The sequence below is a fragment of the Micromonospora sp. DT53 genome (genome assembly GCF_049841535.1).
Classification (GTDB): Bacteria; Actinomycetota; Actinomycetes; order Mycobacteriales; family Micromonosporaceae; genus Micromonospora.
In genome coordinates, this window is the sequence record NZ_JBNCKM010000005.1 from 283,949 (window position 1) to 305,495 (window position 21,547).

At 70.9% G+C, this 21,547-nt stretch carries 17 protein-coding genes and 1 tRNA gene; 11 read left to right on the top strand and 7 right to left on the bottom strand.

Annotated features, from left to right (window positions below; genetic code table 11):
* Positions 1–93: 93 nt before the first annotated feature.
* The 4 genes from bcp (at position 94) to ACLQ3B_RS18285 (ending at position 1,897) form a co-directional block, all read left to right on the top strand.
* Positions 94–570, top strand: a complete 477-nt coding sequence (bcp, locus tag ACLQ3B_RS18270; protein WP_425781932.1) for a thioredoxin-dependent thiol peroxidase — start codon at positions 94–96, stop codon at positions 568–570.
* Positions 571–599: 29 nt separating this feature from the next.
* Positions 600–1,196, top strand: coding sequence for an HNH endonuclease (locus ACLQ3B_RS18275; RefSeq protein WP_425781933.1), 597 nt, complete (start codon positions 600–602; stop codon positions 1,194–1,196).
* Positions 1,187–1,260: transfer RNA gene (locus ACLQ3B_RS18280), tRNA-Leu, on the top strand. The genes ACLQ3B_RS18275 and ACLQ3B_RS18280 overlap by 10 nt, the downstream gene beginning before the upstream one ends.
* Before the next feature lie 109 nt (positions 1,261–1,369).
* Positions 1,370–1,897 carry a GNAT family N-acetyltransferase gene (locus ACLQ3B_RS18285; protein ID WP_425781934.1) on the top strand — a complete coding sequence of 176 codons (528 nt, stop codon included), beginning with the start codon at positions 1,370–1,372 and terminating at the stop codon, positions 1,895–1,897.
* Positions 1,898–1,901: 4 nt separating this feature from the next.
* Here ACLQ3B_RS18285 and ACLQ3B_RS18290 read toward each other — a convergent pair whose 3' ends face one another.
* Entirely contained in the window at positions 1,902–2,891 is a 990-nt protein-coding gene (locus ACLQ3B_RS18290; protein WP_425781935.1) for an expansin EXLX1 family cellulose-binding protein, read from the bottom strand.
* A 382-nt stretch (positions 2,892–3,273) separates the two neighbouring features.
* On the opposite strand from ACLQ3B_RS18290, the gene ACLQ3B_RS18295 reads away from it, so the two are divergent.
* On the top strand, positions 3,274–4,353 hold the full coding sequence (locus ACLQ3B_RS18295; protein WP_425781936.1) for an LCP family protein: 1,080 nt from the start codon (positions 3,274–3,276) through the stop codon (positions 4,351–4,353).
* 88 nt (positions 4,354–4,441) lie between these two features.
* Here ACLQ3B_RS18295 and ACLQ3B_RS18300 read toward each other — a convergent pair whose 3' ends face one another.
* The 3 genes from ACLQ3B_RS18300 to ACLQ3B_RS18310 all read right to left on the bottom strand — a co-directional run bounded on the left by ACLQ3B_RS18300 (position 4,442) and on the right by ACLQ3B_RS18310 (position 9,693).
* Complete coding sequence (locus tag ACLQ3B_RS18300) at positions 4,442–5,899, bottom strand: sugar transferase (protein ID WP_425782142.1); 1,458 nt, start codon at positions 5,897–5,899, stop codon at positions 4,442–4,444.
* 359 nt (positions 5,900–6,258) lie between these two features.
* Complete coding sequence (locus tag ACLQ3B_RS18305; protein WP_425781937.1) at positions 6,259–7,122, bottom strand: glycosyltransferase family 2 protein; 864 nt, start codon at positions 7,120–7,122, stop codon at positions 6,259–6,261.
* 594 nt (positions 7,123–7,716) lie between these two features.
* Positions 7,717–9,693, bottom strand: coding sequence for a trypsin-like peptidase domain-containing protein (locus ACLQ3B_RS18310; protein ID WP_425781938.1), 1,977 nt, complete (start codon positions 9,691–9,693; stop codon positions 7,717–7,719).
* 148 nt (positions 9,694–9,841) lie between these two features.
* Between ACLQ3B_RS18310 and ACLQ3B_RS18315 the strand changes: the two genes are divergently transcribed.
* From ACLQ3B_RS18315 to hutH, 6 genes are read left to right on the top strand one after another with little or no spacing between them, the layout of a single operon-like run.
* On the top strand, positions 9,842–10,693 hold the full coding sequence (locus ACLQ3B_RS18315) for a MurR/RpiR family transcriptional regulator (protein ID WP_425781939.1): 852 nt from the start codon (positions 9,842–9,844) through the stop codon (positions 10,691–10,693).
* Positions 10,694–10,710: 17 nt separating this feature from the next.
* Positions 10,711–12,369 carry a urocanate hydratase gene (hutU, locus tag ACLQ3B_RS18320; RefSeq protein ID WP_425781940.1) on the top strand — a complete coding sequence of 553 codons (1,659 nt, stop codon included), beginning with the start codon at positions 10,711–10,713 and terminating at the stop codon, positions 12,367–12,369.
* Positions 12,370–12,424: 55 nt separating this feature from the next.
* Positions 12,425–13,627 carry an allantoate amidohydrolase gene (locus ACLQ3B_RS18325; protein ID WP_425781941.1) on the top strand — a complete coding sequence of 401 codons (1,203 nt, stop codon included), beginning with the start codon at positions 12,425–12,427 and terminating at the stop codon, positions 13,625–13,627.
* Positions 13,618–14,985, top strand: a complete 1,368-nt coding sequence (locus ACLQ3B_RS18330; RefSeq protein WP_425781942.1) for a formimidoylglutamate deiminase — start codon at positions 13,618–13,620, stop codon at positions 14,983–14,985. The genes ACLQ3B_RS18325 and ACLQ3B_RS18330 overlap by 10 nt, the downstream gene beginning before the upstream one ends.
* Positions 14,982–16,166 (top strand): imidazolonepropionase, encoded by a 1,185-nt coding sequence (gene hutI, locus ACLQ3B_RS18335; RefSeq protein ID WP_425781943.1) that lies wholly within the window; start codon positions 14,982–14,984, stop codon positions 16,164–16,166. The genes ACLQ3B_RS18330 and hutI overlap by 4 nt, the downstream gene beginning before the upstream one ends.
* Entirely contained in the window at positions 16,163–17,701 is a 1,539-nt protein-coding gene (hutH, locus tag ACLQ3B_RS18340; protein ID WP_425781944.1) for a histidine ammonia-lyase, read from the top strand. Before hutI ends, hutH begins: the two co-directional genes overlap by 4 nt.
* Positions 17,702–17,756: 55 nt before the next feature.
* Here the strand turns inward: hutH and ACLQ3B_RS18345 are convergent, their stop codons facing one another.
* Genes ACLQ3B_RS18345 through ACLQ3B_RS18355 form a run of 3 tightly spaced genes read right to left on the bottom strand, consistent with a single transcriptional unit; the run spans position 17,757 to position 21,413 of the window.
* The gene (locus tag ACLQ3B_RS18345; protein WP_425781945.1) at positions 17,757–19,121 is read right to left on the bottom strand and encodes a lipopolysaccharide biosynthesis protein; all 1,365 of its coding nucleotides are present in this window, start codon (positions 19,119–19,121) and stop codon (positions 17,757–17,759) included.
* 10 nt (positions 19,122–19,131) lie between these two features.
* Positions 19,132–20,088: a hypothetical protein gene (locus ACLQ3B_RS18350; protein ID WP_425781946.1), complete on the bottom strand. Its 957-nt coding sequence runs from the start codon at positions 20,086–20,088 to the stop codon at positions 19,132–19,134.
* Entirely contained in the window at positions 20,085–21,413 is a 1,329-nt protein-coding gene (locus ACLQ3B_RS18355; protein ID WP_425781947.1) for a hypothetical protein, read from the bottom strand. The genes ACLQ3B_RS18350 and ACLQ3B_RS18355 overlap by 4 nt, the downstream gene beginning before the upstream one ends.
* Positions 21,414–21,547 lie beyond the last annotated feature (134 nt).

Below are 21,547 nucleotides of genomic sequence, written 5' to 3' on the forward strand. Positions count from 1 at the left end.
TCACTCCAGACCAGGCTCCCACCGCCCACCAGCCGACCCGCCGACGTGTCTCGCCGACGGCAGCGCCCGCCGGCTCGGCGGTAGGGTCGGGCCATGACCGCGCCCGACCGTCTCTCCCCCGGTGACCCCGCGCCCGAGTTCACCCTCGACACCGACACCGGCGCCCAGCTCTCCCTCGCCGACCTGCGCGGCCGCAAGGTAGTCCTGTACGCCTACCCGGCCGCGATGACCCCCGGCTGCACCAAACAGGCCTGCGACTTCCGCGACTCGCTCGCCTCACTCCAGGCCGCCGGCTACGAGGTCGTCGGCATCTCCCCGGACAAGCCGGAGAAGCTGGCGAAGTTCCGCGAGCGCGACGCGATCACCTTCCCGCTGGTGTCGGACCCGGACAAGGCGGTGTTGATCTCCTACGGCGCGTACGGCGAGAAGCAGCTGTACGGCAAGACCGTCACCGGCGTGATCCGCTCGACGTTCGTGATCGACGCCGACGGCAAGATCGAGCGGGCGCTCTACAACGTCAAGGCCACCGGGCACGTCGCCAAGCTCCGCCGCGACCTCGGCCTGGACTGACTGTCGCACCGGTTCGCTACGGTCCGTCAGTGGTCCGATACAAGTACACACCCGAAGCGCTGGCCGCCGCTGCCGCCGTCGCCCGCAACATCACCGAGGTGATGCGGTTGCTCGGCGTCCGCGTCAGCGGTGGCTCGCACGCGCACATCAGCCGGCAGCTCAAGAGGTTCGGCATCGACACGTCGCATTTCACCGGTCAGGCACACAATCGAGGCGTGCGTTGGCGGCGGATGTCCCCGACAGAATTGCTGGTAGTGCTGCCGCCCGACTCTCGCCGAATTCCAGGGATCCGCCTCAGACGTGCCTTGGCGACAATCGGCCTCCCCGAGAGCTGCGAGGTGTGCGGCACCGGTTCAACGTGGCAAGGCGCCAGGCTGACGCTGCACGTGGACCACATCAATGGCGATTTTCTCGACAACCGGCCGCGCAACCTTCGTCTGCTTTGCCCCAACTGCCACAGCCAGACATCCACATACGCTGGTCAGCGACGGCCTGCACTCGTCGAGCCCGAGGTGGTCTACGATCCTGATGCGGTTACTCCGACCGGCTTCCCGATAGGCAGGCGACTGCCGAGTCGGCAGGAGTGGCCGTGGACGCTTGTGGAGTTCAGCTTCAAGGGGCCGTAGCCCAACGGCAGGAGGCATGCGGTTTAGGTCCGCACCAGTGCGGGTTCGAATCCCGTCGGCCCCACATCACCATTGATATGCGACGGATCCTGGCTCGGTCAGAGCCAGGATTGGTTGTCGGACGCGTCACTGTCGCGGGTCGTGGGCCTGCTCGTCGGGTCAGGATGGCGAGCGTGAGTCTGCGCTTCGTCCTCGACCCGGACCTGACCCCGCGGCTACGTGCCGAGATCGTCGACCTCTGGGTGGACGTCAGCAACGCCGGCGGCGCGGTCGGCTTCGTGCCACCGGTCTCCGCCGCCGACGTGCACGTCATCGCCGATCCGACCTTCGCCGGCATCGTCGACGGACCGGACCGGCTGCTGGTCGCCTACGCCGGGGGCCGGCTGGCGGCCATGCTGGTCTTCAGCGACAACCGTTTCCCGCTCAAGGCGCACTGGTGTGTGTTGAAGCGGGTGATGGTCCACCCGGACACCCAGGGCAGCGGATACGGCTCGGCACTGATGGTGGAGGCCGTCCGGCTGGGCAGGGCGTTCGGCCACGAGGCGCTGCACGTCACGGTGCGCGACGGGCTGGGGCTGGACAAGTTCTACTGTCGTCTCGGGTTTCAGGAGATCGGCCGGCTGCCGGGCGCGCTGCGGGTGGCCCCCGGCGACGACCGGGACGAGATCCTGATGTGGCTCGATCTGACGGCGGCCGACTGAGCGGTCAGCCCGCGCACCACCTGGCGTTCGCGCGGGCCGAGCTGGTGGTCGGCGCGTCGGTGGCCGGCGCGCTGGCCCTTGCCACCTCGACCGGACGACGGGTCGGCGTCGGTGTGACGGCGGGTCGCTTGTTCGGCGGTCGGGTCGACGCGGACGGACGCCGGGTGGCCGCGCCGGCGCCCGGTGCGTACATCCGGACCGTGCTGTTCTGCACCTGGCCGGGCGCCATCCGAATGCCACCGACGGTGACCCGGTTGCCGTACACGTCGCTGATCCGCAGGTTGAACGGGCCCGGCCCGGCGCCGGAGGCGATCAACCAGTAGTTGTAGTCCTGCCGGGCGGCCGACTGCCAGGGCGCGCTGTCACCCTGCCGGACCTCGACGGACCGTAGCGGGTTGCCGTGGTTGCCGACGCGGACGGCGAACCACCACTGCGACGCGCCCTCCTTGAGCCGGAAGGTGAGCGGTCCGGGCAGCGGCGGGTTGACCACCGCGCGGTAGGTGACCGGGACGAGGCCCTGGACCGGGTCGGCGATCCGGGCGAACGCCTCGCGGGACAGGTCGAGGTGGCCGGGCTCGCACTCCGGGCACTGGTCCATGATGAGCACCCGGACGGTGCCCTTCGGGCCGACGACGTCGAGGAATCCGCCGCAGGCGGCGCCGGCGGAGTATTCCGTCGGTCCGAGCGCGACGTAGAGCCGGTTGGCCGGGGCAGCCGGGTTCGAGCAGTTGCCCCCAGCGCCCTTGGAGTCGTAGAAGGTCGCCTTGCCGCTGTGCGTGGCGTTGCCGGTGGGCGGCGCGGCGGCGAGCGTCCGGCCGGCGGCGCAGGCCGGGGTGGAGCCGGAGCGCAGGGTGAGGGTGAGCCCGAGCGCCGCCGCGAGGACTGTGACGCCGGTGGCGACCAGCCAGGGCTTCGCGCCGGACGACGGCGCGGGCCGGTCCTCGGGAGGATGGTCCAGGTCGATGTTGATGTCGACAGCGCTTCCGTCCGTCACGACCGCGATGCTGCCGGACTCGGGCGCGTACCGACAAGCGGGCTAAGCCAAAGCTAAGACAGCGTCGACGGACGGTGATCGTGGGGTGCGGATTGCCGGTCGGCGGGTCGCTGAACTTGGTCACACTGAGACGCGGAGCACCTTTGCGTCGTGGCGGGCGATGCGGGCGAGCCGTTTGGGGCACGCGGCGACGGGCGCGAGCGGGCGACGGGCGATGAATCGGCGCAGCTGGGCGGCGTCCACGGGAGGTTGATTACACCTCTGCACGCGCACCGGCGGAGAGGAGCACGGATGGTCCGCCGCCCGATTCGGAACCCACGTCGGGCGATGGTGGCCGGACGAGGGTACGCGATAAGAAACCACGTTCAGTAGCATCGCGCCCATGCCACGTCGTGAACAAACAGCGGAGCACTGGACGGAACCGAGTTACGGCGCCGCCGGCGGGCCTGAACCGACCGAGGAGACGACGCCGGCCGCCGCACCACCGCGCCGCCGCCGCTGGCGCCGGATCGCCCTGTTCAGCCTGCTGATCCTGCTGGTACTGGGCGGCAGCGGCATGGTGGCCGGCGGTCTCTACCTGCGATCGGTCGAGTCGGGTATCGAGCGGGTCGACGCCTTCGACGGCGTGCCCGAGGAGTCCCGCCCACAGGCGGGTGTCGACGGTGCCATGAACATCATGATTCTGGGCAGCGACTCACGCGACCCGGAGAAGACGAGCGGCTCGCGTACCGACACGATCATCCTGGCCCACCTGCCGAAGGACCGGAAGAGCGCCCAGCTGATCTCGATCCCGCGTGACACCTGGGTTTCGGTGCCGAAGTCGAAGGACGGCAACAACGGTGGCCGGGACGCCAAGGTGAACGCCGCGTACGCCTGGGGTGGGGTCCCCCTGATGGTGCAGACGGTGGAGAAGTTCACGGGTGTCCGGGTGGACCACGTGACGTTGATCGACTTTGCCGGCTTCAAGGAGATCATCGACGCGCTGGGTGGCATCGACATCAACTCGGAGAAGAGCTTCACCTCGATCCACGAGCCGTTCCGCAAGTTCAAGCAGGGCGTGCAGCGGATGGACGGCGAGGCGGCTCTGGACTACTCCCGCCAGCGCAAGCAGTTCGCCGATGGTGACTTCGCGCGGATCCGCCACCAGCAGCAGGTGATCCGCGCCATCATCGACAAGGCCTCCTCGGGGGGCATCCTCACCAACCCCGGCAAGTTGAACAGCTTCCTCAAGGCCACCTCGAACTCGGTCTCGGTGGACAAGGAGCTGTCGCTGTTGGACATGGCGACGCAGATGCGCGGTGTTCGCGGCGGAAACATGACCTTCGTGACCAGCCCCACCAAGGGCACCGGCCGGGTCGGCTCGGAGAGCGTGGTGTTGGCCGACAACGGCCGAGCCAAGACGTTCTACGACGCGGTCCGTCGGGACTCGGTCGGCGAGATCGTCAGCCTCGGCAAGAAGTGACCCGGGGCCGGCGCGGGAACCGCCGGTAGTCGAAACACCAGACGGGCGGCGGCCTCACGGCCGCCGCCCGTCGCTGTAGGTCGGTGGGTCAGTACGCCCCGCGCCGGGCCAGCACCACGCTGGCCGTCTTCCAGAGGATGGCGAGGTCGTACACCAGCGACCAGTTGTCCACGTAGTGCAGATCCAGTCGGACCGCGTCGTCCCAGGTGAGGTCGGAGCGGCCGGAGATCTGCCAGAGGCCGGTGATGCCCGGCCGCACCAGCAGCCGCCGGCGGACGTCACCGCGGTAGTCGTCGTCCTCGGTGGGCAGCGGACGCGGGCCGACGAGCGACATCTGCCCGCGCAGCACGTTGATCAGCTGGGGCAGTTCGTCAAGTGAGAGCGCCCGCAGGTGCCGACCGATCGGGGTGACCCGAGGGTCGTCCTTCATCTTGAAGAGCAGGCCGTCGCTCTCGTTCCGATGCTGCAGGGCTGCCAGCCGCTGCTCGGCGTCGGTGTACATCGTCCGGAACTTCCAGACCTTGAACGCGCGACCCTCGTGGCCGATCCGGGTCTGCCGGAACATCACCGGGCCGGGGTCGTTGAACTTGATGGCCAGGGCGATGGCGAGCAGCACCGGGCTCAGCAGCACCAGCCCGACCAGCGCGGTCGCCCGGTCCAGAACGCTCTTGGCCAGCAGTGAGAGACCGGAGATGGTCGGCTCGTCCACGTTGAGCAGGGGAAGGCCCTCGATGGGCCGGACGTGGATGCGGGGGCCGGTGACGTCGGTGACCTGAGGAACCACCACCAGGTTCAGGCCGGTGCCCTCCAACTGCCAGGCGAGCTTGCGAAGCTCGTACGACTCCAGGCTGGCCGGGCCGCAGACCGCGATGGTGTCCGCGCCGAGTTGCTGGACCAACGGCACCAGGTCCCAGCCCACGTACACCGGCACCGGGGCGTTCACCCGCTCGCCTGGGCGGGGGTGGTGTGGCAGGTGGATGGCGATCGGGTGCAGCCCGGCCCCGTAGTTACGGGTCACCACCTCGTGCACCGCGAGCGCGTCGGCGAGACGGCCGACCAGCAGCACCTTCTGCGATGCCCGGCCGGTACGTCGGATCCGGCGCAGCACCACACGGGCGCCGAACCGAACCACGAGCGTGTAGAGCAGCAGGCAGATGATGATGGCCGCGACCGTCGCCCGGGACAGGTCCTTCTTGAAGCCGAGCGCCAGGAACGACACCGCGGCGGCCATCGCGAGGTTGGCCCGGGCGACCCGCTTGAGCTCTTCGGTGCCCAGCCCGAGCGCACGCTGGTCGTACGCTCCGGCGGCGACGAGCATGAGCAGCCAGCCCACCGGAACGCCGACGAAGGCGGCGAGGCTGAAGGAGCTGACGTTGCCGAGCACACGCTGGTCCCAGAAACCGGCGTCCGCGTCGGCCAGCAGGGCGACGACCGTCCGGCTGGCGGCCAGGGCCGCGAGTATGTCGAGCAGGACCAGCCAGGCCACGTAGTGGCGCCGCCAGTTGGCCCGAGGTGCGACCGGACGTGCGAATACCGACCGGGCCATGCCGTTGGAGGGGGGCGTGATCACCCCCAGGTCAGGGTCGAAACTCGGTCGCTGCTGTGACGTGACAACCGCGAGGAACTCGGTGTGTGCGGACACGACCTTCCTTTCCCATGTCGCCCCCGTCGGGAGATCGCGACGTGCACCCTATGCGTCGGGAAGGCGTCCTGCCTAGTGGCGGTTCGGGTGCTCCTGCCATGGCCTGATCAGTTCTTTCGACGCGTCGCAACGGGCTGAAACTCCCGCCTCGGCGCGTCAGAACTCCGCTGTGGCCCCAGGGCCTGGGCACAAAGCGGAGCAAGAGGTCGTGAATGGATGGTGCTGTCCGGCGAGCCGCTCCGCTGCGGCTCGCCGACGGTGGATCACCGCCCGGCGGCGGTGACCGCCCATTTACCGAGTTCACTCACCGCGCGCACCGTCACGATGCACAACGCGAGGCCCGGAACGCGTGGGCGGATGTACTTCTTGATCATCTTGCGCCAGGCGAGGAGGCCGGCGATGCGCCGCCGGCTGATGCTGCCACTGTGCCTGTGGAATCGAACGATCGGGTCGTCGAGTCGTTGCAGGTGCACCCCGTTGCTGAGGGCGCGCAGCACCAGCTCGACATCCACCTTGATCGACATCTGCTCGTCGTACCCGCCGAGCTCAAGCAGCAGCAGGCGGTCGATGGTCATGCCGGAGTGCTTGAAGGGCAGCCGGGGCCGGGTCAACACGGACCAGAGCATCCGACGGGCATCGGGGAACGAGGGGAGCCTGATCACCTTCGCCGAATCGCCGACGATCTCCTCGTAGTCGGTGTAGACCCAGCGCGCGCCCGTCCGAGCAAGGAAGTCGTGCAGCTTGGCCAGGCCGTCGGGTGCCAACTCGTCGTCCGAGTCGAGCACGGTGACCACTCTGCCGCGGGCGACCCGCAGGGCTGCGTTGCGCGCCGCGCTGATCCCCGTCGGGTCCTGGCGGACGACGCGGATCCGACGGTCGGAGAGCAGGCCCGCGGCGGCCAAGCCGTCCCGTACGGCGACTGCCGAGCCGTCGTCGACGACGATCAGCTCGAAGTCACTGAAAGTGCCGGCGAGCACACTCCGGATGGACTTCACCAGGAGCTCGGGCCGGTCCCGGACGGCGATGCACACCGAGAAGGCGGGGGTCACCTGCTCCACCGCCCGCATCTGCGGGAGCGTCGCGGCGTCGACAGCCGGCATCGCCGGCACCGTCGGCCCGTCGATCATCGGAGGCTTGGTGTCCTGTTCGGACGAGAGGGTGTTGCCAGCGGAGTCATGCCGCAAGGAGGGGGGCGAGTATGCGGGGTGGTTCGTCACGGAAGGAAGCCGCCTCGGAGCCCGCCAGAGCTGCCCAGGCCCTTCAGAAGACCACCCCGGTCGGTCCACGTGACACGACGATTCAACACGCCCACCTTCGCCACCCCCATGAAAAGCCACCATTCGCAGCGATTTTCAGCGACGCGTTCGCAGGACCGTTCCCTCGATCGACGACAATGAAGATCCATCGCGCAACATGACGGAGTATAGCGATCGCCGCACCAGCGCACCATCACCTGGCGGCGACCTCGATCTCGACCGGGAAAAGCTGACCCAGCAAGCGGATTCGCTGCCCAACGCCTGGATTGACACAGGGTGAACACTCCGTCGGAGCAAGCAAGCCGAGTAGCACCGTCCGGCGGAATCGGCTCAACCGAACATCCACTCTTTTCCCCGGTACGGATTGTTCCTTGTGGGTGAATGACCAATGAGGGCGATCATCAACCGGGGAAAGTCAGCGTTTATATTCCGATGTGTCCGATCCGCGAAATTGGTGACGAGTGGTCACCGGTCACGCCGACGGATGAGCAGCACGGCGAGGATCACCAGGGCGACGAGCAACACGCCGGCGCATCCGACCAGCACGAGCACGAGGGTGCCGGACTGCTCCCGCGACGCGTCCTCCAACCGCTGACGCTCGGTGGCGTTCTGCCGGTAGGCCTGGGCGAGAAGGTTGTCGGGCGCCGCGGTGGCCGCCTTCTGGAGCTGAGTGACGGCACCGGACGAGTCACCGCGGAAGTACGCGTCCAACCCGCTGCGGTAGACCTTGTCGGCGTCGCCGAGCGTGTTCGCGACACCGGCCTCGCCCAGCAGCGCGCTGATCGTCGACGCCGGCAGGATCGCTCGGTTCGCGCGGTCCGGCGCTGCCTGGTCCTGGTAGATGAGGCCGGCGACCCGGCCGGCGGAATCGAGGGCGACGCCCCCGTGCGAGGCGGGCCCGAGGTCCTCGTTGACGAGATAGATCGAGACCGGCCCGCGCTGGCTGGTTCCGGTGATCGTCACCGTCCTCGACTGGGGACGGTACGCGGCGTTACGGAAGACGACGTCGGAGGTCGCGTAGGCGAGGATGCGCACCGGCGAGCCCTCGGCGAGGCTCGCCGAGGGGTTGAGTTCCACCGCCGGCAGATTGCCCCGGGCGAGCTTGATCAGCGCGGTGTTGCCGCTGTCCTCGGGCAGGCTCCGGACGACCTCGGCCTTGATGGCCGGCTCCTCCACCGCGTTCCCCTTGGCCCTGTTGAGCTGACCGTAGACCGCACTCGTCGGCTCGGTTCCCGGCTCGACGCCCGTGAAGCGCACCTTCGGAAGGTTGGTCGCGACGTACGCGGAGATCTGCCCGGCGGGAAGTTGCTTTCCCTGCACGAGCGTCCTGGCCAACGCGTCGACGGCGAGCCAACGGGCACGCGCTTCGGCGGGCTTGACGCAGGATCCGTTGGTGACGGCGTGGCCGTCCGGAGTCAGCAGGAAACCACTGCACCGACGGATGAAGGAGACAGGCTGAGGGTGCACCAGGGCGTTCGTCCTGGCGTCCCGGACGTAGCCGGTGAAGACCGCTTCGACGAAGACCAGCGATGGCGCGGCGACGGCGAGGGCCTTCTCCTCCGGGCTGTACAGGGAGGCCTGGGCCCACGGCTTCAACGGCGGCTCGACCGGCGCGACGGTGGAGGACCCCGTGGTGGAGGCGCCGGTCGGCGGGACGTACGAATCGGGCTGCTCGTTGCCGGCGATCGCCCAGATTCCCACGCCGCTCGCCACGGCCACCACCAGCACGACCGCGGCGAGCCCGACCCAGAGCCCGGTACGTCGCGGTGGCGGCTCCGACGGCTTGATCCGCCGGACCGGGGCGCGGAACGGGTCGTACGGCGGTGGGTCCGCCGGGGCGGCGGACACCGGTGCGGGTGACTGGGGTGCGTCGTCGTTGGGCGGAGGCACCGGGGCGGGCGGCACGGTGGGCAGCGCACCGGAGTGCAGCGCCCATGGCGCGATCGGCGCTCCGGAGGTTGGCTGCGGCGCACCGGAGACGGGCTGTGGCACACCGGAGACGGGCTGTGGCGGCGCGGAGACCGGATGCGGCGGGCCGGACACCGACTGCGGAGGCCCGGACGGCTGGCGCGGCACCCCGCTGACCGGCTTCGTGGAGTCGTCCTGCTTCGGCGAGCCAGCCTGCTCGGTCGGCACCGGGTGATATTCCTGGCCCAGCGCGCGGAACAACTTCTCGGCCCCCGGGCCCGCCTCAGCCGGGTAGGCCGCCCACGGCTCGTCGGCGAAGAAGTCGGCGTAGGTGAAGGCCTGGCCGCCCGGCCGTTGCGACATGGCGTTGGCGGTTCCGGCGAAGGCTTCCCGCCAGCCGGGTGTGTTCGCCGCCACGGCGTTCAGCACGGCGACGGTCACGAACCGGCCCTGCTCATCGATCGCGGCCCAGGCCTTGCCCACGGGGCAGGTGCCCAAGATGTGGGTGAACCGGTACGGGCCAACCGACTGCATGCGCACTCCTCTGCTCGACCGCCGTGCGGATCCTACAGAGGGGACGCTCGCCTGGTCGCCCGCCGGTCGACCAACCGACCACCGCGCGGATCGGGTGGCCCGACGCGAACGGTTGCCCTGTGAAAGTTTTCATGCATAGAGTCATCGCGTGAATGAAGGAGCTGTCGGGGCGTCGGTCGAGCAGGTCCTCGACCTGTTCGACGGGGTGCGACTCACCCCTACCCAGCGCCGGATCGCGCACTGTCTGGTGCAGCACGCCCCCACCGTGGCCTACCTGTCCGCCGCCGAGGTCGCCGAGCTGGCCGGGGTCAGCCAACCGTCGGTCACCCGGTTCGCCGTGGCGCTCGGCCACGACGGCTACCCGGCGCTGCGCCGCCGTCTGCGCGACCTGACCACCGCGACGCCGGTCGGCTCGACGGACGCCGGCAACGAGCTCCAGCAGGCGGTACGCGCCGAGATGGGCAACCTGGACCGACTGGCCGGTCAGCTCGCCGACCGGGACCGGATCGCCGAGACCGGGCGGCTGCTCGCCGAGAGTCGCCCACTGCCGGTGCTCGGCCTGCGCGCCGCCGCGCCGCTGGCCGCGTACTTCGCCTACTTCGCGGCCAAGGTGCACCCGGACGTACGGGTCCTCGACGACGGTGGCAGCCTGCTCACCGACCGTTTGGAGCAGGCCGCCGAGGCCGGGGCGTCGGCAGTTCTCGCCTTCGTGCTGCCCCGCTACCCCCGGGAGACCCTGGACGCTCTGCGCGACGCCCGCGACGCCGGGTTGACAGTGGTGGCGATCACCGACTCGCCGGTCAGCCCGGCCACCGAGCACGCCCACGTGGTGCTCGCCGCCGCGGTCGGCGCGCAGCTCGTCTTCGACCTGCACACCGCCCCGATGACCCTGGCCATGGTGCTGTTGCAGGCGATCTGCGATGCCGCGCCGGCCGACACCCAGCGCCGACTGGAGGCGTTCGAAGCCTCCGCGGCCCGCCGACAGTTGTTCCTCGGTTGACCGGAGGAGAACCAGAGATGACCCAGCCCATTCGTGCCGCACGGGGCAGCCAGCTCACCACCCGCGGGTGGCAGCAGGAGGCCGCCCTGCGGATGTTGATGAACAACCTCGACCCCGAGGTGGCCGAACGCCCCGACGACCTGGTGGTCTACGGCGGCACCGGCAAGGCGGCGCGGGACTGGCCGTCGTACCACGCGTTGGTCCGCACGCTGACCGACCTGCGTGAGGACGAGACGATGCTTGTGCAGTCGGGCCGCCCGGTCGGGGTGATGCGCACCCACGAGTGGGCGCCCCGGGTGCTGCTGGCCAACTCGAACCTGGTCGGCGACTGGGCGACCTGGCCGGAGTTCCGCCGATTGGAACAGCTCGGCCTGACCATGTACGGGCAGATGACTGCCGGTTCGTGGATCTACATCGGCACCCAGGGCATCCTCCAGGGCACCTACGAGACGTTCGCCGCGGTGGCCGCGATAAGGTTCGACAGCACCCTCGCCGGCACGTTGACCCTGACCGCCGGCTGCGGCGGGATGGGCGGCGCCCAGCCACTCGCGGTCACCATGAACGGCGGCGTCTGCCTGATCGTGGACGTGGACCGCAGCCGGCTCGACCGCCGGGTGCACGACCGCTACCTGGATGAGGTCGCCGACTCCCTGGACGACGCGATCGCCCGGGTCCGGGCGGCGAAGCGGGAGCGCCGGGCGCTGAGCGTGGGCGTGGTCGGCAACGCCGCCGAGGTCTTCCCGGATCTGCTGAACCGGGGCGTCGAGATCGACATCTTGACCGACCAGACCAGCGCGCACGACCCACTGGCGTACCTGCCGGTGGGGGTGGAGCTGGCCGAGGCCCGGGACTACGCCGCCGCGAAGCCGGCCGAGTTCACCGATCGGGCCCGGGCGTCGATGGCGAGGCACGTGGAGGCGATGGTGGGCTTCCTCGACGCCGGTGCCGAGGTGTTCGACTACGGCAACTCGATCCGGGGTGAGGCGCAGCTCGGCGGCTACCAGCGCGCCTTCGACTTCCCGGGCTTCGTGCCCGCGTACATCCGGCCGTTGTTCTGTGAGGGCAGGGGTCCGTTCCGGTGGGCGGCGCTCTCCGGCGACCCGGCCGACATCGCGGCCACCGATCGGGCCATCCTCGACCTGTTCCCGGAGAACGAGTCGCTGGCCCGTTGGATCAAGCTGGCCGGTGAGCGGGTCGCCTTCCAGGGCCTGCCGGCCCGGATCTGCTGGCTCGGCCAGGGCGAACGGGACCGGGCGGGCGTGCGGTTCAACGACATGGTCGCCTCCGGCGAACTCTCCGCCCCGGTGGTGATCGGCCGGGACCACCTGGACACCGGCAGCGTCGCGAGCCCGTACCGGGAGACCGAGGGGATGGCCGACGGCTCCGACGCGATCGCCGACTGGCCGCTGCTCAACGCCCTGGTCAACACGGCCAGTGGGGCCTCCTGGGTGTCCATCCACCACGGCGGCGGGGTGGGCATCGGGCGGTCGATCCACGCCGGGCAGGTGTGCGTGGCCGACGGCACCGCCCTCGCCGGTCAGAAGATCGAACGGGTGCTCACCAACGACCCGGCGATGGGCGTCATCAGGCACGTCGACGCCGGCTACGACAGCGCCCGCGAGGTCGCCGACCGCACCGGGGTCCGGGTGCCCATGACCGAGGGCGGGCCCGCGTGAGCGCGAGGAGTGCAGCGCAGCGGAGCCCCGCAGTCGCGAACATAAGAGGTGCTGAGTGAGCCACGACCTTTCCGCCCGGTTCCGGGCGCTGTGGGACGAGATCGCGCCGGTCGGGCGGGACGCCGACAGCGGCGGTTACCTGCGGTACGCGTTGACCGAGCCGGAGCGGGAGCTGCGCGCCTGGTTCCGCGCGCAGGCCGAGCGCCGTGCCATGCCGGTCACCGAGGACGGCAACGGCAACCTCTTCGCCCACTGGGGCGACCCGGGGGCGTCCGACGCGGTGCTCACCGGCAGTCACTTCGACTCGGTGCCGCACGGCGGGGCGTACGACGGGCCGCTCGGCATCGTGAGCGCGTTCCTCGCCGTGGACGAGCTGCGCGCCGCCGGTGTCACCCCCGGCCGGCCGCTGGTGCTGGGTGCCTTCGTCGAGGAGGAGGGCGCCCGCTTCGGCGTACCGTGTCTGGGGTCGCGGCTGCTCACCGGGGCGCTGTCGGCCGAACGCGCGGCCGGCCTGCGCGACGCGGCCGGGGTGAGCTTCGCCGAGGCGCTCGGTGACCGGCCGGCGGGCGCCCGCCCGGAGTTGCTGGGCCGGTTCGGCGCCTTCGTGGAGTTGCACGTCGAGCAGGGCCGCGCGCTCGTCGACACGGACGCGCCGGTCGCGGTGGCCAGCGCGATCTGGCCGCACGGTCGGTGGCGCTTCGACGTCGTCGGCGAGGGCAACCACGCGGGCACCACCCGGATGGCCGACCGCCGCGACCCGATGCTGACCTACGCGTTCACGGTGCTGGCGGCCAACAAGGAGGCCCGGCTGCGGGGCGCGCACGCCACAGTGGGTCGGGTCGCCGTCGAGCCCAACGCCACGAACGCGATCCCGTCGAAGGTGACCGGCTGGCTGGACGCGCGGGCCGCCGACCCGGAGACGCTGACCGGGCTGGTCGACGCGGTGCGCGGCAAGCTCGCCGAGCGGGCCCGCCGCGACGGTACGACGGTGACCGTCACCGAGGAGTCGGCCACGCCTGTGGTCGCCTTCGACGGCGGGCTGGCCGACCGGCTCGCGACGCTGCTCGACGCGCCGGTGCTGCCCACCGGCGCGGGGCACGACGCCGGGGTGCTCGCCGCGCACCTGCCCACCGCGATGCTCTTCGTGCGCAACCCGACAGGCGTCTCGCACTCCCCCGCCGAGGCCGCGACCGACGACGACTGCGCGGCCGGGGTACGGGCGCTGGCCCGGGTGCTCCAGGAGCTGACATGCCTGTGACACCGACCCGCTGGCTGGCCGAGTACGCCTGGCTGCCCGAGCACGCCGAACCCACACCGGACGTGCTGATCGAGGTCGACGGCGGCCGGATCGCGGCGGTGACGCCGCTGACCCCCGGCAGCAGGCCACCGGCCGGCGTGGAGGTGTACGCCGACGCGGTGCCGCTGCCCGGCCTGACCCTGCCGGGCCTGGCCAATGTGCACTCGCACGCCTTCCACCGGGCGCTGCGTGGGCGCACCCACGGCGGGCGGGGTGACTTCTGGACCTGGCGCGACCAGATGTACGCCGTCGCGGACCGGCTGGACCCGGACACCTACCTCGCCCTGGCCCGGGCCGTCTACGCCGAGATGGCGCTCGCCGGGATCACCGGCGTGGGCGAGTTCCACTACCTGCACCACCGGCCGGACGGCGGCGCGTACGACGACCCGAACGCGATGGGCGCGGCGTTGGTGGAGGCCGCCGCGCACGCCGGGATCCGACTCACGGTGCTGGACGCCTGTTACCTGACCTCCAGCGTGGACGGTCGACAGCTCGCCGGGCCGCAGCGCCGCTTCGGCGACGGTGACGCGGGCCGCTGGGCCGAGCGGGCGGCGGCGTTCCAGCCGGCGGACTCGCACGCCCGGGTCGGCGCGGCCGTGCACTCGGTGCGGGCCGTCCCGGCCGATCAGTTGCGCACGGTCGCCGACTGGGCCCGGGAGCGGCAGGCGCCGCTGCACGTGCACCTCTCCGAGCAGCCCGCCGAGAACGACGAGTGCCGGGCCGTGCACGGGCGTACGCCCACCGCGCTGCTCGCCGAGCACGGCGTGCTGGGGCCGCACACCACAGCCGTGCACGCCACCCACCCCACCGGCGCGGACCTGACAGTGCTCGGTGACAGCCGGACCGGGGTGTGCCTCTGCCCGACCACCGAGCGGGACCTGGCCGACGGCATCGGCCCGGCCCGGCGGATGGCCGACGCGGGCATCCGGTTGAGCCTCGGCAGCGACAGCCACGCCGTGATCGACCTGTTCGAGGAGGCCCGGGCGGTGGAGCTGGACGAGCGGCTGCGTACCCGCCGGCGCGGCCACTTCGCGCCGCTCGACCTGCTGACGGCGGCCAGCGTCGCCGGGCACGCCGCGCTGGGCTGGGCCGACGCCGGGAGGATCGCGGTGGGCGCCCGCGCCGACCTGGTGACGGTACGCCTGGACAGCGCCCGCACCGCCGGGGTGCCACCGGTCGGCGCGTTCTTCGCGGCCGGCGCGGCGGACGTCGAGCAGGTCGTGGTGGACGGCCGGGTGGTGGTGGCCGAGGGCCGACACCTGACCGTCGACGTGCCGGCCGAGCTGTCGGCCGCGATCGAGGCGGTGATCCCCTCATGAGCAGTCTGCTTGTCGACAACATCGGGGAGTTGGTCACCAACGGTGCCGGCGAGGGCCCGCTCGGCATCCGCCGCGACGCCGCCGTGCTGGTCGAGGAGGGCCGGGTGGTCTGGGTCGGGCCGTCCGCGTACGCGCCGGCCGCCGACCGTCACGTCGACGCCGGCGGGGCCGCCGTGCTGCCCGGTTTCGTGGACAGCCACGCCCACCTGGTCTTCGCCGGGGACCGGGCCGCCGAGTTCGCCGCCCGGATGGCCGGTCAGCCCTACACCGGCGGCGGCATCCGGACCACTGTCGGCGCCACCCGGGCCGCGACCGACGAGGAGCTGCGGGTCACCGTGCGCCGGCTGCGCGCGGAGGCGCTGCGCCAGGGCACCACGACCATGGAGATCAAGAGTGGGTACGGCCTGACCGTCGCCGACGAGGCCCGCTCGCTGCGGATCGCCGCCGAGACCAGCACCGAGACCACCTTCCTGGGCGCGCACGTGGTGCCCGCCGAGTACGCCGACCGCCCCGACGACTACGTCGGGCTGGTCTGCGGGCCGATGCTGGCCGCCGCCGCCCCGCACGCCAAGTGGATCGACGTGTTCTGCGAGCGGGGCGCTTTCGACGTGGACCACGCCCGCGCCATCCTGGCCTGCGGTCAGGCCGCCGGGCTGGGCGTACGGTTGCACGCCAACCAGCTCGGCCCCGGCCCCGGGGTGCGGCTGGGCGTGGAGCTGGACGCGGCAAGCGTCGACCACTGCACCCACCTGAGCGACGCCGACGTGGCCGCGCTGGCCGGCACGGCGAACAGCGACGGGTCGGGCACCCGCACGGTGGCGACCCTGCTGCCCGGCGCGGAGTTCTCCACCCGCTCGCCGTACCCGGACGCCCGCCGGCTGCTCGACGCCGGTGTCACAGTGGCGTTGGCGACGGACTGCAACCCCGGTTCGTCGTACACCTCGTCGATGCCGTTCTGCGTGGCCCTCGCGGTCCGCGAGATGCGGATGACCCCGGCGGAGGCGGTCTGGGCCGCCACCGCCGGTGGCGCGCGGGCGCTGCGCCGCGACGACATCGGTGTCCTCACCCCCGGCGCGCGGGCCGACCTCGTCGTCCTCGACGCGCCGTCGCACCTGCACCTGGCCTACCGGCCCGGTGTCCCCCTGATCCGCCAGGTAATACGCAACGGAGTACCGCAATGACGCACGTGACCATCCAGCCCACCGGGATCACCGCCGACGACGTTCTCGCGGTGGCCCGCGGCACCGCCACGGTCGTCCTCGCCCCGGCCACCGTCGACGCGATGGCGACCAGCCGGGCCATCGTGGACGGCATCGAGTCGTCCGGCCGTCCCGTCTACGGGGTCTCCACCGGGTTCGGCGCGCTGGCCAACACCTTCATCGCCCCGGAACGGCGGGCCGAGCTGCAACACGCGCTGATCCGTTCGCACGCCGCCGGGGTGGGCGCTCCGATGCCGCGTGAGGTGGTCCGGGCCATGATGCTGCTGCGGGTCCGGTCCCTGGCCCTGGGCCGCTCCGGGGTCCGGCCGGTGGTCGCGGAGGCCCTGGTCGACCTGCTCAACCACGACATCACCCCGTGGGTGCCGGAGCACGGCTCGCTGGGCGCCTCCGGTGACCTGGCGCCGCTGGCGCACTGCGCGTTGGTGTTGCTCGGCGAGGGCTGGGTGCTCGGCCCGGCCGGTGAGCGGCAGGACGCCGCCGTCGCGCTGACCGCGGCCGGGCTCAAGCCGATCGAGCTGGCCGCCAAGGAGGGGCTGGCGCTGATCAACGGCACCGACGGCATGCTCGGCATGCTGCTGCTGGCCATCCACGACGCGGAGCACCTGTTCGCCATGGCCGACGTGACGGCGGCGCTGGCCATCGAGGCGATGCTCGGCTCGGAGCGGCCGTTCCTGCCCGAGCTGCACGCGATCCGGCCACACCCCGGTCAGGCGGCGTCGGCGGCGAACATCCACCGGCTGTTGCAGGACTCCCGGGTGATGGACTCACACCGCGACGACCTGGCGCACGCCGTGCAGGACGCGTACTCGATGCGCTGCGCGCCGCAGGTGGCCGGGGCGGCCCGCGACACCCTGGACTTCGTCCGCACGGTCGCGGCCCGCGAGCTGGTGTCCGTTGTGGACAACCCGGTGGTGCTGCCGGACGGCCGGGTCGAGTCGACAGGCAACTTCCACGGCGCGCCGCTCGGTTTCGCCGCGGACTTCCTCGCCATCGCCGCCGCCGAGGTGGGCGCGATCGCCGAGCGGCGGGTGGACCGGCTGCTCGACGTCACCCGGTCCCGGGAACTGCCGGCGTTCCTCTCCCCCGACGCCGGGGTCAACTCCGGGCTGATGATCGCCCAGTACACGGCGGCCGGGATCGTCGCCGAGAACCGTCGGCTGGCCGCCCCCGCGTCGGTGGACTCGTTGCCGACAAGTGGCATGCAGGAGGACCACGTCTCGATGGGCTGGGCGGCGGCCAAGAAGCTGCGTACGGTGCTGGACAACCTGACCAGCCTGCTCGCGGTGGAGCTGCTGGCCGGCGTACGCGGCCTGCAACTGCGGGCGCCGCTGCGGCCGTCCCCGGCCGGGCGGGCGGCCGTCGCCGCGCTCGGCGCGGCAGCCGGCGAGCCCGGCCCGGACGTGTTCCTCGCCCCGGTGATGGAGGCGGCCCGCGCGACGGTGTCCGACCGTGACCTGCGCACCGCGATCGAACGCGAGATCGGTCCGCTGGCCTGACCAACGGTGGCCCCGGCGCACGGCGTCGGGGCCCCGGACGGCCCGTCGGCGTGGGCTAGCTCTTGAGGACCATCCGTCGGATCTCCGTCCAGGAGGGTAGGTCGGCGCCCGCCACGACGTCACGCTTCGCACGGGACCAGAAGAGGACGAGAATGATCGCCTCGGACAACACAGTCGCCCATGCCGCGCCGGCCACGCCGAACAGCGGGATCGCGGTGGCCAGGCCGGCCAGGTAGGCGAACGAGCCCAGCCCCTGGTACAGCACCTTCTGCCGCACCAGTCCGCCGCTCATCAGCAGCGACTCGACACTTGCCGAGCCGAAGCGCAGGGGGATCGCCAGCGCGAGGATGGCCATCACCGGAACGGACGTCCGGTACTCCTCGCCGAAGATCAGCGGAATGGCGTAACGGCCGGCGATCGCGACGACGACGCCGAGGAGCAACCCGAGACTGATCATCCCGACCGTGCCGGCGCGGTACGCGATGAGGACCGCGCTGCGGTTGGAGCGGGACCACCTGTGCAGCTTCGCCAGGAAGTACTGCTGGTAGACGATGCGCGGCAGAAGGTAGATCGCGGTCAGCAGCGTCATGGGCACGGCGAGCACCGCGGCGGACTCCGCGCTCAGGAACTCCGCCGAGACCACGACGCCCAGCTGCATGCCGAGCTGGTAGAACAGGCTGCCCAGCAGGAACAGCCAGGTCGCGGCGACGAGATGGCGCGCCCGGGGTGGCCGCGTCGACCGGTGGGGCACCGGCGGGTGACCCTCCAGTTTCGCTCGCCCGTACCAGAACGGCGCGATCACCACGACACTCATGGCAACCGTGACGGCGGCCACGAGCGCGTACCCCAGCACCACCATGATCGCCGACAACCCGAAGGCCAGGGTCAGGACGGCCACGAGGAGCCGACCCACCTGCGGCGCCAGTTGCAGCGCCGCGAGCCGCCCGTAGGCGCCCTGCAGTTGGAGAGCGGACCCGGACAGCGCCATGGCGACCAGCGACAGGATGATCGGGGCGAGCCCGATCCGCAGGTCGCCGCCGTGGGGGTCGTGCCGGTCGAGCAACCCCCAGACGACGAGCGCGGCGACAAGCACACCGGACGTGACGACGACCAACGCGATGGACGGGCGCACCCAACGGAACGCCCGTTCGCCCTCGCGCCCGAACCGTTGCAACCAGAACTCGGCGACCCCGAAGATGGCCAGTGGCCCGGCCAACGTCACCAGGGAGATGACCGCCATGAAGGCACCGAAGTCGGCCTTGGGCAGGCTCCGGGCAAGCAGCACCTGGGTGAGGAACGCGAGCACGGTGACGCCAGCCTGGCTGACCCCGAGCAGTCCCAGCTGACGAAGGCGGCGGGCCATCCCGCTGCCGGACCGGCCGCCGGTCGCCGTGCCCGTCTGCACCTGGACTCCGGTCATCGTCCGACCGTCACGCGGTCGCTCGGGCCGGCACGTGCGATCGCAACGTCTCCAGCTCGGCATCCGTCCGCCGCATCCACGCCTCGCGGGCCGCCGCGACCCGCCCGGCCGCGGCCGGGTCCTCGGCGATGGCCCGCCGGACGCCCTCGACCAGGGCGTCGCTCTGGTTGGCGACGAGCGTGGCGAAGCTTCCGAACAGGGCCTCGGTCGTCTGGGTGCGGGACAGGACCAGCGGTCGACAGGCGCTCAGCGCCTCACAGGCGCCACTGGGCTGGGTGGCGTCCCGGTCGGTCAGTACGACGACCGCGCGCGCGGCGGCGACAGCCGCCTCGTAGTCGGGGAGGTCGAGAAAGCCCAGGGTGGTGAGGTTGGGCAGGCGCTCCGCGCGCTCACGCAGCGGCGGTGGCAACCGGTGCAGTGGTGCGGTGGTCGCGAAGGGGACGTCGGGCATGGCCTCGATCGCGTCGATGAGGACGTCCATCGGCTCGTCCGGGGCGACGGTGGCCACGACGAACACCCAGCCCCGTGGCGGTGCCGGCGGGATCTCCCGAAGTGGGTCGTGCACGACGAGCGTGCGCAGGCCCGGGAACTCCGCGCGGGCGATGGCATCGGCCTCCGCGGTGTGGGTCAGCACCAGTTGCGCGCCACGCAGGATCGAGGCGGTGCTGGGCACCCGACGCCACCACGACTGGAACTGCCCGTTGTGCGCGTCGACGATGTACGGGACCCGGCCAAGGTAGGGCGCCAGTGCGGACAGGTGCGGCTGCGCCTGCGCGACCACGAACGATGGCCGACGCGAGCGGATCAGCTTGAGGTCGTTGCTCGTGTGGGCGACGTAGTCGAAGGGCCGGAGGATCTTCGGTGTCGCCTTGGACGGCCGCCAGGCCACCTCCGCGCCCAACGCCTCGGCAAGCACGTCGGAACGACGCTGATAACGCTTCCACGAAATGAATAGGGGGGAACTCATCTGGGATCACCACTAGCATCGTTGGGCACACCGACCGGTGCGCTCGGAACGGGGAAGAACCTGACCAGAAGCAGGAGGGAGAGGAAGAACAACCACATGAAGTACGAGTATGAGGTTGGCTTCTGCGTCAGGGCGGAGACGATCGTCAGAACGTAGAGGATCGTGAGCATCCATCGAGCTTCGACTGCGATGGCCCGTTTCGTCACGCGCCAGAGGTTGATGAAGATAATCGCCATCAGGGCGAGCCCGAGCAATCCCCACACCACGAATATCCGCAACGGGTCGGCGTGGGTGTTCCATGGTTCGTAGCCGAGGCCGATGAGCCAGACGTCCCACGGCGCGTCCTGCCACACATCCACCACGCGGAACCAGATCTGCCCGCGACCGTGCAGGAACTCGTCGTTTGTGGGATTGAGCGAACCGACCTGCGTGAGCAGGAATAGCGCGCGATCCCACAGATAGGCTCCCCAGCGGATCGCCGCCAGGATCACCAGAACGAGGAGGATGCCGGCCCCCCAGACGGCCGTGCGAAACGGCAGGTCGGAGATCTGCCGGAGGAGTTCGGGGAGGCGGCGCAGCTCGAATGCGACGATCACCAACACCACACAGAGGATGGTGATCCGGTGCGTGCTGACGACCGCCGTCGCGGCCAGGAAGGCGACGACGCCGTACCGGACCAGCGCGCTGAGCCGCAGCCGGTCACCGGCGGCGTAGAGGATGAACACCGCGAAGAGCAGGAGCCGCCCGAGTGAGGCCGGATGGAAGTAGCCGCCGGACGCTCGCCCGACCTTGCCGCTCATGAGGTTGAAGAAGTAGGTGTACGGGACGACGCCGACGACCTGCAGCCAGGCGATCACCGAGTGCGCGACGGCACCGAGAACCACGAGCAGCAGCACCCACCGCAGCAGATCGAGGGAGAACCAGTGCGGCCTGAAGAACAGGACCGCCAACAACGCGATCGGCGCGAACCCGACCGCGAGTTGGGCGCCCTGCGTGATGACCCCACTCTTCGGCGCGACGTGCGGCCCGAAGATCTCGCGTACGTCGGCCGTGGCGAAGACCTGGACGAAGTCCTCGCGCGCGGATATCGCCAGGAGGCCGATGACGGAGAACATGCCGATAATCAGCACCGCGAGGATCGAAGGCGCCAGAGTGGTCGGAAATCGCTTCGCCGCGATGATCGTGGCGACGAAAGAACCCACCATCAGGAGGGCGCCAATCACTGTCACGATCATTCCGGCGTCCACGGTGTCGGCCGCGACCTTCTCGCCGAAAATGTCGAAGAATGACTTCACGCCGATAACTGCCATGGCGAGCGCGGCCATGATTTGGGCGGCAGCCCACGGATAACGCCCGAGTCGCCGGCCACTGCCCTCGGTCGGGGCCGTCGCCGCCTTTCGAGGCATTATGTCCATTTCATGATCCTCTCAGCGCTATCCCTCGGGGCACTATACGCGAG

What these genes read in the sequence shown, in the direction of transcription:
- ACLQ3B_RS18310 (WP_425781938.1), bottom strand. Translation starts at nt 9,693, where the DNA reads ATGCAGTCGGTTGGCCCGTACCGGTTCACCCACATCTTGGGCACCTGC.
- hutH (WP_425781944.1), top strand. Translation starts at nt 16,163, where the DNA reads ATGACGCACGTGACCATCCAGCCCACCGGGATCACCGCCGACGACGTT.
- ACLQ3B_RS18305 (WP_425781937.1), bottom strand. Translation starts at nt 7,122, where the DNA reads ATGATCGACGGGCCGACGGTGCCGGCGATGCCGGCTGTCGACGCCGCG.
- ACLQ3B_RS18295 (WP_425781936.1), top strand. Translation starts at nt 3,274, where the DNA reads ATGCCACGTCGTGAACAAACAGCGGAGCACTGGACGGAACCGAGTTAC.
- ACLQ3B_RS18330 (WP_425781942.1), top strand. Translation starts at nt 13,618, where the DNA reads ATGCCTGTGACACCGACCCGCTGGCTGGCCGAGTACGCCTGGCTGCCC.
- ACLQ3B_RS18355 (WP_425781947.1), bottom strand. Translation starts at nt 21,413, where the DNA reads ATGGCCGCGCTCGCCATGGCAGTTATCGGCGTGAAGTCATTCTTCGAC.
- ACLQ3B_RS18345 (WP_425781945.1), bottom strand. Translation starts at nt 19,121, where the DNA reads ATGACCGGAGTCCAGGTGCAGACGGGCACGGCGACCGGCGGCCGGTCC.
- bcp (WP_425781932.1), top strand. Translation starts at nt 94, where the DNA reads ATGACCGCGCCCGACCGTCTCTCCCCCGGTGACCCCGCGCCCGAGTTC.
- hutI (WP_425781943.1), top strand. Translation starts at nt 14,982, where the DNA reads ATGAGCAGTCTGCTTGTCGACAACATCGGGGAGTTGGTCACCAACGGT.
- ACLQ3B_RS18300 (WP_425782142.1), bottom strand. Translation starts at nt 5,899, where the DNA reads ATGGCCCGGTCGGTATTCGCACGTCCGGTCGCACCTCGGGCCAACTGG.
- hutU (WP_425781940.1), top strand. Translation starts at nt 10,711, where the DNA reads ATGACCCAGCCCATTCGTGCCGCACGGGGCAGCCAGCTCACCACCCGC.
- ACLQ3B_RS18350 (WP_425781946.1), bottom strand. Translation starts at nt 20,088, where the DNA reads ATGAGTTCCCCCCTATTCATTTCGTGGAAGCGTTATCAGCGTCGTTCC.